This is a genomic window from Nostoc sp. FACHB-892 (assembly GCF_014698795.1).
Classification (GTDB): Bacteria; Cyanobacteriota; Cyanobacteriia; order Cyanobacteriales; family Nostocaceae; genus Nostoc.
On the sequence record NZ_JACJTR010000016.1, the window covers coordinates 155,042 to 170,370 of the forward strand.

Annotated in this window: 10 protein-coding genes; 8 read left to right on the forward strand and 2 right to left on the reverse strand. The window is 42.6% G+C overall.

Going from position 1 to position 15,329, the window contains the following annotated elements:
- Nucleotides 1–175 precede the first annotated feature (175 nt).
- The 4 genes from rpsB (at nt 176) to recG (ending at nt 5,789) form a co-directional block, all read left to right on the forward strand.
- Nucleotides 176–970, forward strand: a complete 795-nt coding sequence (gene rpsB, locus H6G96_RS21250) for a 30S ribosomal protein S2 (protein WP_190913288.1) — start codon at nt 176–178, stop codon at nt 968–970.
- Between the two features lie 224 nt (nt 971–1,194).
- Complete coding sequence (gene tsf / locus H6G96_RS21255) at nt 1,195–2,139, forward strand: translation elongation factor Ts (protein WP_190913289.1); 945 nt, start codon at nt 1,195–1,197, stop codon at nt 2,137–2,139.
- Between the two features lie 250 nt (nt 2,140–2,389).
- A complete protein-coding gene (locus H6G96_RS21260; RefSeq protein ID WP_190913290.1) occupies nt 2,390–3,232 on the forward strand; it encodes a hypothetical protein in 843 nt (280 codons plus the stop codon).
- A gap of 70 nt (nt 3,233–3,302) precedes the next feature.
- Nucleotides 3,303–5,789 (forward strand): ATP-dependent DNA helicase RecG, encoded by a 2,487-nt coding sequence (gene recG, locus H6G96_RS21265; RefSeq protein ID WP_190913291.1) that lies wholly within the window; start codon nt 3,303–3,305, stop codon nt 5,787–5,789.
- A 571-nt stretch (nt 5,790–6,360) separates the two neighbouring features.
- Here recG and H6G96_RS21275 read toward each other — a convergent pair.
- Nucleotides 6,361–7,326 (reverse strand): glycosyltransferase, encoded by a 966-nt coding sequence (locus tag H6G96_RS21275; RefSeq protein WP_190913309.1) that lies wholly within the window; start codon nt 7,324–7,326, stop codon nt 6,361–6,363.
- Nucleotides 7,327–7,841: 515 nt separating this feature from the next.
- Between H6G96_RS21275 and H6G96_RS21280 the strand changes: the two genes are divergently transcribed.
- The gene (locus H6G96_RS21280; protein WP_190913292.1) at nt 7,842–10,004 is read left to right on the forward strand and encodes a PhoX family phosphatase; all 2,163 of its coding nucleotides are present in this window, start codon (nt 7,842–7,844) and stop codon (nt 10,002–10,004) included.
- Between the two features lie 348 nt (nt 10,005–10,352).
- Here the strand turns inward: H6G96_RS21280 and H6G96_RS21285 are convergent, their stop codons facing one another.
- Nucleotides 10,353–10,901, reverse strand: coding sequence for a PEP-CTERM sorting domain-containing protein (locus H6G96_RS21285; protein ID WP_190913293.1), 549 nt, complete (start codon nt 10,899–10,901; stop codon nt 10,353–10,355).
- An 850-nt stretch (nt 10,902–11,751) separates the two neighbouring features.
- Between H6G96_RS21285 and H6G96_RS21290 the strand changes: the two genes are divergently transcribed.
- From H6G96_RS21290 to H6G96_RS21300, 3 genes are all read left to right on the forward strand, one after another.
- Nucleotides 11,752–12,744: a cation diffusion facilitator family transporter gene (locus H6G96_RS21290; RefSeq protein WP_190913294.1), complete on the forward strand. Its 993-nt coding sequence runs from the start codon at nt 11,752–11,754 to the stop codon at nt 12,742–12,744.
- A 193-nt stretch (nt 12,745–12,937) separates the two neighbouring features.
- Nucleotides 12,938–13,171: a hypothetical protein gene (locus tag H6G96_RS21295; protein WP_242063354.1), complete on the forward strand. Its 234-nt coding sequence runs from the start codon at nt 12,938–12,940 to the stop codon at nt 13,169–13,171.
- A 39-nt stretch (nt 13,172–13,210) separates the two neighbouring features.
- Nucleotides 13,211–15,181, forward strand: coding sequence for an alkaline phosphatase (locus H6G96_RS21300; protein ID WP_190913296.1), 1,971 nt, complete (start codon nt 13,211–13,213; stop codon nt 15,179–15,181).
- Nucleotides 15,182–15,329: the final 148 nt, after the last annotated feature.

Consider the following 15,329-nt stretch of genomic DNA (forward strand, 5'->3'; position numbering starts at 1 on the left):
CTATATCTGGATTTTTCACCCATAATATACAACTCTTTTACTGGGTTAACATAGGGTGTTAACGTGTGCTAACCTAGTATGGTTAACTAATCTCGCACATCTGAGAATTCGGGTGTTTCCCAATTGGGAAATGCACTTGGATGGAGGTTTAACCCGAATAGGAGTTAGAAAATATATGCCAGTAGTTTCATTGGCTCAAATGATGGAGTCAGGGGTTCACTTTGGGCATCAGACCCGGCGCTGGAACCCAAAAATGTCTCCTTACATTTATACTTCCCGCAATGGTGTGCATATTATCGACTTGGTGCAAACTGCCCAGTTGATGGATAATGCTTATAACTATATGCGATCGCACGCTGAACAAGGGAAAAAGTTTCTTTTTGTTGGCACTAAGCGCCAAGCAGCTGGAATTATCGCCCAAGAAGCCAGCCGTTGTGGTTCCCACTATATTAACCAACGCTGGTTGGGCGGAATGTTGACCAACTGGGCAACCATCAAAACACGGGTAGATCGTTTGAAAGATTTAGAACGCCGTGAAGAAACTGGCGCACTAGATTTATTACCCAAAAAAGAAGCATCAATGCTACGTCGGGAAATGACGAAGCTTCAGAAATACTTGGGCGGCATTAAAACAATGCGGAAAGTACCCGATATCGTGGTAATCGTAGACCAACGGCGGGAATATAACGCAGTTCAAGAATGCCAAAAGCTGAATATTCCCATTGTGTCCATGCTGGATACAAACTGTGACCCAGATGTAGTAGATATCCCCATCCCAGCAAACGATGATGCTATCAGATCCATTAAGCTGATAGTCGGAAAATTGGCGGATGCCATTTATGAAGGCCGTCACGGTCAGCTAGATGTTGAAGACGATTATGAAGATTACGACGGTAGTGAGTATGACGATGACTACGAAGAAACCGAATATACTGATGCCGTAATTCCCGACGAGGAAACAGAAGAATAGTGCTGTTAGCGGAAAGCTAAGGTTTAGCCCGTGAACAGTGCTGAGTGCTTAGTAAGATAGAAAGACTCAGCAAATTGGATAGTGCTGAGTCTTGATTTTTGAAGTTGTAAGTTGTGATTTGTCAATGAAGAATAAAATTGATAACTGAACACTCAAAACTCAGCACTCAGCACTAAATTAGGTGAGCAATTACAACTCGAGGTCAAGTTAGGAATTGAGGCAACATGGCGGAAATATCTGCAAAACTCGTCCAAGAGCTACGCCAAAAAACTGGTGCAGGCATGATGGACTGCAAAAAGGCGCTGATAGAAACTGAAGGCAATGTAGAAGAAGCCGCAGACTGGCTACGGAAAAAGGGCATCTCTAAGGCAGGGGCAAAAAGCGATCGCATTGCGGCAGAAGGTCTAGTAGACACTTACATTCAACCCGGTGGTCGAGTAGGTGTACTTATCGAAGTCAACTGTCAAACTGACTTTGTTGCTCGTAACGAAGCTTTTAAAGCTTTAGTTAAGAACCTGGCAAAACAAGCAGCAACTGCTGATAGTGTTGAGTCTTTATTGGCTCAACAGTATGTTGATAGTCCAAGCGCCACTGTAGAAGAATTTATCAAGCAAACTATTGCTACGCTTGGTGAAAATATCCAAGTGCGTCGCTTTATAAATTTTGCACTAGCAGAAGGCACGCCAGGTGTAGTAGACAGCTACATTCACACTGGCGGTCGAGTTGGTGTATTAGTAGAACTGGGTTCTCAAGCGGAATCAGTAGCTGCTAATCCAGAGTTTCAAAGCTTGGCACGGAACACTGCAATGCAAGTTGCGGCTTGTCCAAATGTTGAGTATGTGAGCGTAGACCAAATCCCCGCCGAAATTGCCCAAAAGGAAAAAGACATTGAAATGGGCAAGGATGATTTGGCTAACAAGCCAGATAACATCAAAGAAAAGATTGTTCAGGGACGGATTGAAAAACGCCTGAAAGAATTGACTTTGATCGATCAACCTTACATTCGCGATCAGAGTATTTCCGTAGAAGACCTCTTGAAGCAAGCAAAAACGCAATTAGGCACAGAGATTCAAGTGACTCGCTTTGTCCGCTATATATTGGGCGAAGGCATTGACAAACAAGAGATTAGCTTCGCTGATGAAGTCGCTGCACAAATTGGCAGCAAGTAATATCAACTAGGAGTTAGGAGTTAGGAGTTAGGAGTTAATAGCGAGTTAGCTTCATAATTCATCACTCATAATTCTTAACTCCTAACTGGTTAAAGGACAGGTCAAGCAAATAGCCTGACCTGTGTTTTTTTTAGTAGAGATGCGAGATTTCGCATTTAATTTAAAATCTAAAATCCTTTGGGAAGTTATCATAAAATAAATTCGTACATTTGTACTATGTAATAGTTCATATGGACAAGAACGAAAAGATATGGCAAGAGCAATCGAGCGAATTGAACGGGATATTGCAGCACTAAAAGAAGCGATTCGGGCGATCGCAGTAGAACTACAAAGGGCTTATGCTAGTTATCTAAACACCTTAGGATCATCTGTACGAAAACAGTTGATTCTGGCAAGTTATCATCTCTGTACACAGGGATATCCCGAAAACTTTCTGCATTTATCATTAAATCAGCGCCAACAATTGCAACAAGCTATCCGCAAGTTGGGTCAAGAGGCAGCGGAGCAATTGCTCGCTTGTATTAAAAGTCAGGAAGCTGAAGTAGATAAGGGAGATGACGAAGATGACGAAGATGAGGCCAATAAGGAAGTAACATCTTCTGAACTTCTCGACACTTCAAATTTTCAGCCTCTGAGCGCCGCCTCTAATCCTATAGAACTGGCAAAATGGCAGCAGAACTTAGAAGAGGTCACGCAAGAGATACTGAAAAAACTTTCGCATGATGCTAATCTTTTATTACAAAAATCTGAGGTATTACCCAAAAAATTACCAGAACCGATTTTAGCGGCTGCGGCGGCTGCGGCATCAGAAGCATCTGCCGAGGCTATGCCAGGACCACCCAATTTATTAAACTTAGTAATTGAAATTGAAAATGAGCAGCAGTCAGAAGATTCTGGGCTGACGCAAATCATGGCTATTAACCTGCGGCTAGGAGAAATTGAATTTGCTGATGTGGCACTCTCCTCTGAGCGCAGGCAGATTCGCAATATTTTAGTTCAGCTAAACAAGCTAGGACGAGAGTATCAAAAGAAACATCGAGAAAAAGCGATCGCAGAAGCTGAAGCTGCATGGCGTGCTAGTTGGTTTGAATAAAGTTATGAGTTATGAATTATGAGTTATGAGTTATTTATTCCTAACTCCTCACTCCTATGTCTATTGACCAATGACTAATGAAGAACCAGATTGGATAAGATTGCACAAAGCCTTGGCAATAGAAGCCGAACGAGGCTTTACAGACTTAGTGGGCAGACAATACCGCTTCAGTGAATTTCTGAGCCTAACTTTGGGCAAATTCCCAACAGGCTTACCCCAAACTGAACGCCGCCGTTGGCAAGGACTAGCGGTGCAATTTGCTAGTTATCCACATCTGGCACTGGAAGAAAGACAACATTTAGTAGCAGAGACTCGTAGGTATCTCTCCCAATTACAGCAGGGGGAGCAGGGGGAGCAGAGGAGCAGAGGAGCAGGAGAACAGGGGAAAATTTATCAATCAAAAATCAAAAATCAAAAATCAAAAATCGTTTCTGAGGTGAGTCGGAGGCTTGCACCAAATATTGACCAAAAACTTAGCGATTTACCAGAAATAGGCTTCAAAAAAGCTGATAATTTAGCACGGCTTGGTTTACACACCGTCCGCGACTTGCTTTTTTACTATCCTCGTGACCACATTGATTACGCGCGTCAGGTGAATATCCGCGAGCTACAGGCGGGTGAAACGGTGACAATAGTGGCTACAGTGAAGCGTTGCAACTGCTTTACTAGCCCTAAAAATCAGAAATTATCAATTTTGGAACTGGTTGTTAAAGATAACAGTGGTCAAATCAAAATTGGTCGTTTTTACGCAGGTACACGTTTTAGCAGTCGCGCTTGGCAAGAAAGTTTAAAACGTCGTTATCCAGTAGGTAGTATTTTAGCGGCGTGTGGGTTGGTAAAAGAAAGCAAATACGGCTTGACACTGGATAATCCAGAACTAGAGGTTTTGGCAAATCCAGGAGATACGATTGAGTCGTTGAATATTGGGCGGGTGGTGCCAATTTATGGACTGACTGAAGGCGTGGTGGCGAATACAGTGCGACAAGCGGTAATAACTGCTTTGCCTGCTGCGGCTAACCTGAAAGACCCTTTGCCAAGTGGTTTGCGACAGAAATATGGTTTGATGGAATTGAAAGATGCGATCGCTAACATCCATTTTCCCAGCGATAGCGCCGTCCTACAAGTTGCCCGTCGTCGCCTAGTTTTTGATGAATTTTTCTACCTACAACTTGGGTTATTGCAACGTCAGCAGCAAGCAAGGGCGATTCAAACCAGCGCTATCCTCGTTCCACGAGGTCAACTTGTAGAGAAATTCCACGAAATACTGCCTTTTCAACTCACAGTAGCACAGCAACGAGTCCTCAACGATATCCTCAACGACTTACAAAAACCTGTACCAATGAATCGTTTGGTGCAAGGCGATGTCGGTTCTGGTAAAACAGTTGTCGCCGTGCTGGCTATCCTTGCAGCAATTCAATCTGGCTACCAAGCGGCACTGATGGCTCCTACAGAAGTTTTGGCAGAACAACATTATCGCAAGTTAGTTAGTTGGTTTAATCTCTTGCATTTACCAGTGGAATTGCTGACAGGTTCCACAAAAACAGCTAAACGAAGACAAATCCATTCTCAGTTAGGAACTGGTGAATTACCTTTGTTAGTGGGAACCCATGCCTTAATTCAAGACCCCGTAAACTTCCAGCAATTAGGGTTAGTGGTGATAGATGAACAGCATCGATTTGGGGTAGAACAACGGGCGCGTTTGCAGCAAAAAGGCGAACAACCCCATGTGTTAACTATGACGGCTACTCCGATTCCCAGAACCTTAGCACTGACAATACACGGGGATTTGGATGTGAGCCAGATTGATGAGTTACCACCAGGACGACAAAAAATTCAGACAACAGTATTATCAGGTCAGCAACGCAACCATGCTTATGACCTCATCCGGCGAGAAATTGCCCAAGGTAGACAAGTTTACGTGGTTTTACCCTTGGTAGAAGAATCAGAAAAATTAGATTTGCGATCGGCTGTAGATGAGCATCAAAAGCTACAAGAAAGCGTTTTTCCCGACTTTCAAGTGGGGCTGTTGCACGGTCGGATGAGTTCAGCCGAGAAGGATGAAGCGATTACTAAATTTCGTGATAACCAAACGCAAATTTTGGTTTCTACTACCGTTGTCGAGGTTGGTGTAGACGTACCTAATGCTACAGTAATGCTCATCGAAAATGCAGAGCGATTTGGCTTATCGCAACTCCACCAACTGCGGGGGCGCGTTGGTCGTGGCGCGGCTCAATCTTACTGTCTGTTGATGAGCAGTTCTAGGAGTCCTGATGCTCAACAACGCCTGAAGGTGTTGGAACAATCTCAGGATGGCTTTTTTATCTCAGAGATGGATATGCGTTTTCGTGGGCCTGGGCAAGTACTGGGAACTCGTCAATCTGGAGTGCCAGATTTTACATTGGCTAGCTTGGTTGAAGATGAAGAAGTTTTACTTTTAGCGCGGCAAGCAGCAGAGAGAATAATAGAGATGGATGCAACTTTAGAGCGTTGGTATTTGATGAAAGAAGAGTTGAAGTATCGGTATGAACGGTTAATGGGTGGGGCGATTTTGACTTAATTTATCTTGTCTTGATGATGAACAGCTACTAGATATAGATGGCACTACAGTTTCTGATAGTTGGGACGATCGCAGAAGTGAAGCGTAATTCGCAAGTTGGAGCAGGAATACAATTTGCAATCGGTGCAACCAAGTTGGGAAAAAGATAAGCACAGTCCAACTACTGGTGAACGTAGGTACATTGCCAGAAGTGGCGAGGAAAGCGTTACGGTCAAACTTCAGCGGTCGCTTGAAATTCACAGACAGTAGCGTGTGAAAAATTCCTTCAACATTATCCTCAAGGAGTAGCAGGGTCATTAATATAGGCAACACATACTGCCAGCTAGAAAAGTATGAACAAGCTATTCCTTACCTTCAACGCGGAATAGAAGCTGCTCACCATAGTCATGATCATGAATTTGAAGCTAAAGGTTGCTTTAATTTAGGATTGGCTCTAGAGTCTATACACCATTATTCAGATGCTATTTCTGCTTATGAAAAAGCTTTTAATCTGTATCAGCAAATGTAGATGATTAAAAATGCCGAAGATTGTAGAAAAGCGATTATCCAGATGACCAAATGAAGCCAAAAGTCACGATGCTTGCTGCATTTCGGCATAGGCTTCATAAACACCTTTCACGTTGTACCAGTTGAGAAAAATTCGGGCAATTTCTAAAGCAAGTTGAGGTTTACCTAAGTTAATTAGCCATTGCAACAATGGAGCCATTGTCCGTTCATTAAGTGAGCCATTGAGTGACAAAATACCCCAAAGTAAGCGATGCAACCAAGTCATTTGAATCATCATTCGCACCTCCCATGTTGGATGCTTTTGATAAAACAAAACTCCCATACGTCCGCGTTGAATTTCCTGGTCAATCAATCGGGGAATTTGCTCTAAGTTAAATGCTGGATGCCAATGATATCCTACGGCTTCTGGACATTTAATTAGTGTCAAACCTAGTTTTTTCAGCCTTACACCTAGTTCTAAATCTTCCCAGCCATAGAGTTGAAAGCTGGTATCAAAAAGTCCCGCTTTCTCTAGCCAATGTTTAGCGATTGCTACATTTCCGGTAGCAAAAAAAGCTGCTGAAAAATCTGTTACTTTATAGGGTTCAGCAGTTGGATTGTCGAAATTACAAGTATTAATAACTGCACCGTAAGTAAAAAAGCGATCGCTCCCCAATTTCTCCTGTCCCTGCACTAGCGCATCTGCGTGAGCTTGCAAGAAATTCTCCAGCACCACTAAATCGCTATCAATAAAGATAATTGTGTCTCCCAGCGCCCGTTCTACCCCCAGATTCCGAGCCGCAGCTGGGCCTGCATGATCTTGCTGAAACCAGCGCACATGGGGAAAATCTTCTTTGTGTCCTGCTAACCACTCCAATGTGCCATCAGTAGAACCATCATCCACTAAGACAATTTCGTAATCAGAAACTACACTTGGCTTACTCAACTCCTGCACCTCCAAGGCGCGGAGGCACTTTTCTAAAATCGGTTGGCGATTATAAGTCGGTATCACAACGCTGAAAAACACAGTCTCACCCACAACACTATCCATCTTCAGCATAGGACAGATGCGACGCTGACACTGTTCCTTATCTGGTTCTAGCGACCGAAGTAGTCAATCTGCTGATGATGCAATATTTGCTAGACATTTAAAAATAGCTATATAAACTTACCAAGTTTAAAAGCTGAAAATATAAATTCTTGCATATCTTTGCATATCTATTAAATATTATTTTGCTTTGAAACTTATAGATATTTGTGCTTTGAAAGCTTATCTTTACGTAAAAAATAACAACTGATAAATTCAAATTAATCAATATATAACCTGATGTTAACACTTAGTACATAAATTAATAGAAACTTCATAACTCTTCTTTGCGTAAGCAGCATCAGCCAGCCTTAATCTGTTATTCACTGCTATTTATTAGCTGTGAAAGATGCATCAAATACCAATAAATATCTAAGTAATTTCTGTAAATATTTAGAGTTTATTTTTACTGAATTACTCATGTTCATTGAGAAATGAACTGACTAGCAACCTCATAAGCCTTAAATGGAGAACAGAGAATGAAAGGACGCTTTCACCCTAAAAACAATTTGACCCTCAATCCATCTGGTAACGAGTCAATTCGTGATGTGATTGACCGCGTTAGTCTCAGTCGGCGGCGGTTTATCATGACGGCTGTAGGTACGTCGGTGCTAACTGTTCTGGGCGATGTTTCCATCGGAGGCTTTCTTCAAAGTGTTGATGCAGCTCCAATACCCAAAGGAACGGGATTTGCTGGCATAGGCTTTAAGAGCATCCCACCGAATCTACTCAACCCAGCTACAGGACTGCTGGAAAAGGATCTTGTCAGTGTTCCTGAAGGTTATACAGCTAAAGTACTGATTGCTTGGGGAGATCCGATCGCACCTGGTGGTCCGACTTGGCTACCAGATGTTTCTCAGGATGCTGCTGCTCAAGAAAAGCAGTTTGGTATGCACAATGATGGAATGCACTACTTCCCTTTACAGCCAGGGAATGTTGTTGGTCGGACAGTAAGTTCACAAGCAAGATCACTTAGAGGCTTTGTAAATCAGCCCATCAATACTGGTCTGCTGTGCGTGAACCATGAATATACCCAGGAATCAATTTTGCATCCTGATGGTTTGGATGTAGTCACAATTGCCAAAGTACGTAAATCTCAGGCTGCTCATGGCGTGTCTGTTGTGGAAATTTCCAAGAAGGGCAATGAGTGGAGTTTCAATCGCAATTCGCCTTATGGTCGCCGCATTACCGGGAACACCGAGATGCGAGTATCAGGGCCTGCGGCTGGCAATGCACTGTTAAAGTCGAAAAAGTTTAACATTACGCCAACTGGCTCTGTTGACACCGGGACACTGAACGACGGCTATACCGCTTATGGTACGCTCAACAACTGCGCTAATGGCTACACTCCTTGGGGTACTTACTTGACCTGCGAAGAGAACTGGAACGGCTACTTTGCTAACCCTACACGAGATGTAGTTGCAATTCCAGGCATCGAAAAGTCCGATATCCTGGCAGGACAAAATCGGTACGGCGTTTCAACATCATCTAGCTATCGCTGGCCGGAGGTTGATCCACGCTTCGATGCCAGCACCAACCCACTCGAACCCCATTTATTCGGCTGGGTGGTTGAGATTGATCCCTATGATCCGCAAAGCAAACCAGTCAAGCGCACTGCTCTTGGTCGGTTCAAGCATGAGAGCGCTCAAGTTGTTGTTGATGACAATAAACGTGTTGCTTTCTATCAGGGAGATGACGAGCGCAACGAATATATCTACAAGTTCGTTTGTGCCCAACCTTTAAATCCTGGAAATCGTTCTGCTAACCGCGATTTGCTTGACAACGGTGTTCTGTACGTTGCCAAATTCAATGACAATGGTACTGGTGAGTGGATTCCTTTGGTCTACGGTCAGCGTGGTTTGACACCAAATAACGGTTTCAGAAGTCAAGCTGAGGTGCTTGTCAAGACAAGACAAGCTGCGGATAGAGTCGGCGCAACCATGATGGATCGCCCAGAGTGGGTAGCTGTGCGTCCTCGCATCGGCGGATATAAAGAGATTGAAGTCTACTGCACATTGACCAACAATAATCGTCGGGGCACAACTCCAGTTTCCTCCAACCAGCCAGACGGCACAACAGCAGCAGGCGGTGCGCGTCCTCCCGTGAATCCTCCCAACCCACGTCCTGACAACCGTTACGGTCACATCATTCGCTGGCGCGAAGATGGACGTAGTGTTACAGCAACTACCTTCAAATGGGATATCTTCTTTGAAGCTGGCGACAAAACTAGACCCGAACCAAATCTCAAAGGCAACATTAAAGGTGACGACTTAAGTTCACCAGATGGTCTGTGGTTCGACGACTTCGGCCGCCTTTGGATTCAGACCGACCACTCAGGCGATGGTATCGGTGATTTAGTAAACATCGGTAGCAACACCATGTCGTGTGCTGACCCCAACACCAAACAAGTTAGGCGCTTCTTAACCAGCCCTACGGATTGTGAGGTAACTGGTATTACTAGCACACCTGATGGCAAAGCGATGTTTATCAACATCCAGCACCCAGGCGATCGCGGGGATGCCTCGAATCCCACGATCGCTAGCAATTGGCCTCACAGTCAAGGTTATGGCCCATCAGGTCGCCCACGTTCATCAGTGGTAGTAATTACCCGTAATGATGGTGGCGTTGTTGGTGGTCTTTAAAAACGATAGGAACAGATTCATTTAGCGAAGTATCTTAAATAGTTTTAAATCACCTTAATTCTTGACTCTAAACATGGGCAAGGATTAAGGTGATTTACTTACAAGGAATGTATTCCAAGAGGGCTGCTTCCTCTGGTCAAGCCATTGGAGGCCGAGCCTCCAATCATGGTTTCCCAGCCTCCAGGCTGGGAAACCAGTCAGCCCCTTCTCTGCGAGACGCTACGCGAATGGGGAAGTTAAAAGGAGCTAGTGCGTTGGGCGGCTCTGCCGACTTGTACCCCTACGGGGAAGCAAGCTACCCTCTTAGCGTTCCCGCTCTTTAGCAATTGGCGTTCAAAAGTCAAGTTATTAACCCACAAATTTTGTTGCTCTCTTCTTACGTTGCATCCACAATCCCATAACAGCAGCAATAGCCGTACCACCAACAGCTAACGGTTCGGGTACTTTAGCGTAGCTTACAGTACCCACCTGTGTTGTGTTTACTGATTGGTCAATTAGATAAAAATTGTTCCCTCCTACATTTGGAGTATTTGGATCACTCCCGATCGCAAACTGGTCTGCAACAAAATAGCTTAGTCCCAAAACTTCGCCATTATTAAAGCTAGCTATAGGAAAACTGTCGAAATCAGTATCATCTACCTGTGTATAATTAGTACCTAAATAGTTGAATGTAACTGCTAATCCATTCTCAACTCCTAATGTCTCAAGGCCTGTATTGGTTAAGGTCGAGTCATCGTATTGAAAAGAGCCGAAATACTGACCGGGATTATCGCCAGATGTGGCATTTACAGTGAAACCGTAATTAACCAAGGCAGCTTGCACCGGTTTAGTACCAACAGCAGCAACAGAGATGGCAGCTGCAACGGTAGCAATACCAAGATTCTTAGCTAATTTCATTAGAAAATACTCCAAAGGGAAAAAATTAATAGTCCTGTAATTTCACTTAAATAAGCTTTTAACCACTGCGTACAGGTTAAGAAATATTAAACAAAAGATTATTATCATAAAATCTTTAAGCTTGTCACGTGTATATAAATTTTCTACAAAGTGGCAATTTTACCCATCCACACAGTATCAAAAGGTTTCAAGCCCCTGACTTTAGTCCTTGTATTGTTACTGTCAAATTGTCATCAAATCAGGTGAAAATAATTCACCGAACCGTGTTGTTAGTAAGTGAATATGCAAATTGGAAGCTCATAATCTTTAAAATTTTATTCAAAAGTTAGAAAAATCAGTAAAAAAGATTCTTATTCTCAATATGTATTTATTGAGGTATATCGCCTGTCCAAAAGGTGTTTATTGTCTATATCAGTAAGAGCTTAAAAGATAATGGTTATCATCCTCTCAATGAGGATAATAGGTCGATTCCAAGTTTTAGTTACCAATAAAATCATGTGTAATTAGTAACCAATGACTAATATAATGATTATTGTAAATTGTAAATATTAATATGCTTTAATTTTTGATTTTTAATAAAAGCATTACCATTTCTTAAATTAAGTACGATAGGTTTTTTATAGACATATATTTTGTGTATTATTCATATATTTCTGAATCTAGAAAATAGATTTTAAGAAGAGATTGGTGAGTAATATTATAAAAGAGGCATGAAAAAAAGTCTTGAACCATAAGCTGTTAAAAGACAATATTTGAGGATATACATTCAAAGTTGAGAACATACTCACCACAGATACGGATGTTGAGTATGTTTGAAGCTACTACTGTACTGCAACAAGGCTTTTGAGTAATGGTTTCACTTCAATTGTGTGGATGTGCAGATGATTCAGTAAAAGTATTTAATAATCAGCAAAAAGCAAAAACTTTGTGGGTAACAGTAGGTTTACTTGCTGTTTTTTTTGTTGCTGAGTGGAGTGTGGGTTTATGGAGCCAAAGTCTATCTCTACAGGCGGATGCAGGACACATTTTATCTGATATTGCAGCTTTAGCAATATCGCTAATTGCCAGTTTTTTAGCACAAAAACCAGCTAAAAAAAAGGCAACATTTGGACATCAGCGAATCGAAGTTTTAGCAGCTTTGCTGAATGGATTAGGTTTGCTAGCGATCGCTACTTTTGTCACATGGGAAGCTATTCAACGCTGGCAACATCCAGCAACTATTTTGGGCTTACCAATGTTAGGAATTGCTGTGTTAGGTTTAATCGTCAATTTGCTCAACATTACTTTGCTTCATCCCCACATTCACAACGATTTAAACCTGCGGGGAGCTTTGCTTCATGTCATTGCTGATACTGCTAGTTCTGTTGGCGTAATTATAGCTGCTTTAGCAGTTCATCTCTGGGATTGGTGGTGGGCAGATGTTGCGATTAGTTTAGTCGTTGCAACTTTTACGGGTTTAAGTGCCTTACCTTTAGTGCAAGAAAGTTTAAAGATTTTTTTGGAGTATGCACCAGATGCAATTAACCCTGTTGAGGTGGAAATATCTCTCAAATCTTTTCCTGGCGTTGTCCAAGTAGAAAAACTCCACATCTGGACAATTAGCTTAAATAAGGTAATGCTTTGTGCCAATTTGACAGTTGAATCTGCAACTATCCAGGAACGCGATCGCTTACTCAATAAGTTAGAAGCTCACATCCGAAAAACTTTCAACATTGCTGAGATAACTTTACAGCTAACTAGCTGTAGAAACCCTTCAGTGCTGCCAATTCATCCTTTATTTAAGCAAGATTTAGCTTTCATGTTGTCTGCAAATAAAATGAATTTACCCCTAGAACATAGCTAAATACATAATTTTACTAATTACCGTTATAAATAGCAAAATATTTGTACTAATTTATCCTACCTATATTTAGTTTTTAAAGGTTATTTAAACATAATGCTTATTAGCATTATTGCAATTGTCAAAGCATAGCGATGTCTATGACGAGCTACGCCTAGGTTGATTGCAACTCGGTTATTTACTAAGAGGTTTCCTGATGATGAGTTTCATTCAAAAATCCAAAATGATTTCGTTACTGAAACAGTACAAACGCGCCTTGGCTTGGTTTATATCTGGTCTGGTTATGGCAGCTTTGTTGTTCTTGGCAACATCAACTCAACAACCAGCAACTGCTCAAAGTCATACCACAGAATCCACTCAGTCAGATGTGACTGCTACATACTCAGACTTCGGTGCTAGTCATCTAGAACCAAATTTTTATCAGTATTAACAGCTAACACTTGCTCAATTAACTTTAAGGCACATTGCAATGATTTCATTTTTGCAAAAGTACAAGCGATTTCTAGCCCTTATAATGGCTGGCTTGCTCTGTACCGTTCTGCTGGTATTTGGTAATTCTGTTTTTCAGCCCACCCTAGCTGCTGGTAATGGAATTAACGTAATTATCATGATTGGCGATGGTATGGGTTGGGAAATGGCACGGGCGGCAGCCGTTGCCAAAGGCGCTCCTTTTTACACAAGTGGTAAAGGCTCTGGTCTGAGCTTCCAAAAGCTAAGTGGATATGGATTGGTGACCACTTACGGCACAACAATTCAGGGAAATACACCAGAAAATCCAATAGACCAGCCCCATCTAACAGGTAACTCTGCTTTAGATGGGTCTAATGTACTGACCGGTGCAAGTCCTGTTCGTCCTAACTTCTCATTCCAGCCCACTCCTTTTAACCCTGGCAATCGAGCTGATGGCAATAGCCTAGAGGATGGTAATCTGGCGGGTTATGAGATCAGTAAGGGCGGCGCTGTTCCCTGGGTTCCTTTGACCCCTGGTAATTCTGGTACGTATGACAAAGATTACATCAAGTACAGTTATCCCGACTCTGCTAACACAGCTACAACTCTGTATACAGGAGTAAAGAGCTTTAACAATGCGATGGGGGTAGACATTTACGAGAAGAAGTTGAAAACCATCCTAGAAATTGCCAAAGAAAAAGGTAAGTCTACAGGCTTGGTAACTTCCGTACCTATTAGCCATGCAACGCCTGGTGCTGCGGCTTCTTTCGTAAATCGTCGTAGTAAGTATGACAGTGTTTACGACCCCAGCAAGACCAACCAAGACAGCATTTTGCAACAGACATTGCTGAACTTTAAACCCAATATTTTGTTGGGTGGCGGTCATCCCAAAGATTTTGAAAATAGAGAAAGTACAAGTACAGCAGACGGTGTCTTTAAGTATACGTACATTACAGAAGACACTTACCAGCATCTGAAGAATAATCCTACGTCCAATCGTTACGGCTATACCTTTTTGGAACGTGGCCCTAATGCAGCTAAGACACTGCTAAACACGGCTGCTAAAATTGACCCCAACAAGGGAGGCAGATTATTTGGTCTGTATGGTGCGCGTGGACAAAATGGCAACATTCCTGTTAGTTCTTCTAAGGGAGACTATAGTTTGACAGGTCTGGACAGCTTCTCCCTCTATAGCTCTGTTGTCAAGGCTGGAACTGTGGCTACCTGTCCATCAGGTCAGATAATAACTGGTACAGCCGGGGATTGTGTTCCTGTCATTGATGCAGCTGGTAATCCCATCGCTCCTAATGCTCCTGCACCCGATACTGTGCGTCCTCTGGCTCCCGGTGAGACTGATGCCAGCTTTATTGCTAAAGAGATTAACGAAAATCCGACTTTAGCTGATCTGACCAAAGCAGCTTTAACGGTTTTAGGTAAAGACAAAGATGGCTTCTGGTTGATGGTTGAAGGAGGCGATATCGATTGGGCTGCTCATGACAACAACATGGATAACCTCATCGGAACCATGAATGATTTTGATAAGGCAGTCCAGCAGGTAATTAGTTGGGTAGATAATCATGGTGGTTGGAGCAAGAACCTGCTACTGGTTACTGCTGACCATGACCATTACCTAACTCTAAATAATGACTTTGCCTCTAAATTAACTCCCAATCCTGACCCCAATCAGTCTAGAGGCTTGAAATATAACGCCAAAGACATCACTTTCGTGAAGCACAATACTACCGATGCTGGTCACTTCTGGGGGTCTGATCCAAATTATAAGTACCTCTGGGGTAGCCATACCCGCCGGATTGTACCTGTTTACTACCAAGGTGCTTACGCATCAGCTTTGACTCGATTGCTAGGACAAGGCTTCCAGATTACAGATAGCTCTGGAACTTACAGTGTCCCTGGTGTTCGGGGTGTGGTTGACCAAAGTCATATCTTTCAAGCCATGAAAACTGCGATTACAAACAAGCCTGTGAATTAAATACACCGCTTCACTAAACACTAAGTAGAACAAGGTGAAAAAACCAAACTATGTAAAGATAAGTAAATACGTACAATGTGTCTACAAAGGTAACAGCGATATGGGCAGCCGTTTAAGGGTATTTCTGACTAGAGAGCAAGATAAAACT